Source organism: Cellulomonas septica, assembly GCF_012396155.1.
Taxonomy (GTDB): Bacteria; Actinomycetota; Actinomycetes; order Actinomycetales; family Cellulomonadaceae; genus Cellulomonas; species Cellulomonas septica.
Map to the genome: position 1 here is coordinate 1 of NZ_JAAXOY010000685.1, position 1,862 is coordinate 1,862.

The 1,862-nt window shown below is 73.5% G+C and carries 2 protein-coding genes; one reads left to right on the forward strand and one right to left on the reverse strand.

Translation table 11 applies throughout. From position 1 onward, the window contains the following. A partial coding sequence (locus HGA02_RS18085; RefSeq protein WP_168680664.1) for a hypothetical protein occupies window positions 1–525 on the forward strand: 525 nt, incomplete at its 5' end. Between the two features lie 3 nt (window positions 526–528). Here the strand turns inward: HGA02_RS18085 and HGA02_RS18090 are convergent. Beyond that, the gene (locus HGA02_RS18090; RefSeq protein ID WP_168680666.1) at window positions 529–1,371 is read right to left on the reverse strand and encodes a class II glutamine amidotransferase; all 843 of its coding nucleotides are present in this window, start codon (window positions 1,369–1,371) and stop codon (window positions 529–531) included. Window positions 1,372–1,862 lie beyond the last annotated feature (491 nt).

Below are 1,862 nucleotides of genomic sequence, written 5' to 3' on the forward strand. Positions count from 1 at the left end.
CTCGACGAGGCCGCCGAGGGCTGGCCCGGGTCGGCCGGCCACGGCAGCTCCGCGCCGGTGCTGTCGGGCGACGACTGCGTCCTCGCCGACGAGGTCGTCGCACGCGGCGCGACGGCGCGCACCGACCTCAGCGGCTGGGGGCCGTACGGCGACGACGCGTCCGCCGACGACGCCTACCGCTACGTGTGCGAGTTCCGCGGCGACGACCTGAGCGCGCAGCTCCAGCTCATCCAGGCGGGCTCACCCACCGACGCCGGCGCGACCGTCGACCTGTTCCTCGACCAGCGCACGACGTCGGACCAGGAGAACGAGGCGTCGACCGTGCAGGTGGCCGGGGTCGACGTGCACGTCAACCAGCGCTGGTACCCCGGCCCCGGGTACGGCGAGGCGACCGCGCTGTTCCACGACGAGGCCGCGGACGCGCTCGTCCAGCTCGAGGTCTCGTCGCTCGACGAGGACGCGTTCGAGGCGTACACCGCGCAGCAGGTCGCCGACGACCTGATGGAGCAGCTCGGCCGCGCCTGACCCTCAGGCCGCCACCGGCACGGTCGGCGCGAACGGCAGGATCTCCTCCTCGCCCCCGTCGACGACGAGGCAGCTGCTCTCCGGCACCTCGAGCCACGCCCCGCGCAGGTCGCCGAGCGGCTCGGAGACGACGACCCGCGTCTCGTCGGACAGGTCGTGCAGCACGGGGTTGTCCGGGTACTGGTGCCGCAGCACCGCGACGTCCCGGTTGCGGAACAGCGAGCGCGAGCGCCCCTCCGACGAGTAGCGGAACGCCCACAGCCGGCGGCCGTCGGTCACCGCGACCGTGCCCTGCACGGGGTAGGTGACGCCGTGGCGACGCCCGGTGTCCTCGACGAGGCCGACCGCGGCGGCGACGGCGGACGGCGGGTCGTCCTGGAGCCCGAGGGTCAGCGCGAGGTGGAACAGCGTCTCGGAGTCGGTCGTGCCCTCGATGAGCGGGAAGAGCGACGGGTCGACGGCGAGCTGCAGGTCGCGCTTGAACGTCGCGAAGCCGTCGACGAACCCGTTGTGCATGAAGAGCCACCCGTCGTGCCGGAAGGGGTGGCAGTTGGTCTGCTGGACGGCGGAGCCGCTGGTCGCGCGGACGTGCGCGAAGACCGTGCCGGACCGCACGTGCGCCGCGAGCTCGCGCAGGTTCCGGTCGCTCCACGCGGGCTCGATGCTGCGGAACAGGCCGGGCGTCGGGGAGTGCTCGTCGTACCAGCCGACGCCGAACCCGTCGCCGTTGGTCGGCTCGGCGCCGAGCCGGCTGTGCAGGCTCTGCACGACGAGGGAGTTCGCGGGCTTGTAGAGCAGCTCGTCGAGCGTGACCGGGGAGCCCGTGTAGGCGAGCCAGCGGCACATGGTCGGCCTCCTTGCCGGCGCCCGCGGGTCGGGCCCGTCGTGCTCACTCTGCGCCGGTTCGTCGGCGTTGCCCAGCCCCGCGGACGGTCACGAGCGCCGCGGCGACGGTGCGACGGGGTGCGGCACCCCCGCGCGACGCCTCGAGCGCCGACGGCGGGCGCCCGACTATCGAAACTCACGGTCCTGAGCTCGCGCGCGCGATGTCGCGTCGATGCCGGACCGGGCGGTCCGCACTTAATCGGTTCGGGATCCTGGCAACCCCTCGGCATCGCTTCCGAGTTGGTCCACACTCGGCGTCGATAACGATATCGACGCCGTCGGGCGCACCTCTCGCCCGCGGCACGTCCGGTCGCCGACCGCACCGCACCGCGCTGCGGGCCACGTCCGGACGACCTCCGCCCGTCCCGACGATCGGCACGAAGGAGTGCACGATGACCGATACTTTCGTTCGAAGCCGCGGCGGCCCCCGCCACCGGCGACGCCGCCCGTTC

Coding starts and splice junctions, on each gene's coding strand:
- HGA02_RS18090 (WP_168680666.1), bottom strand. CDS start 1,371: ATGTGCCGCTGGCTCGCCTACACGGGCTCCCCGGTCACGCTCGACGAG.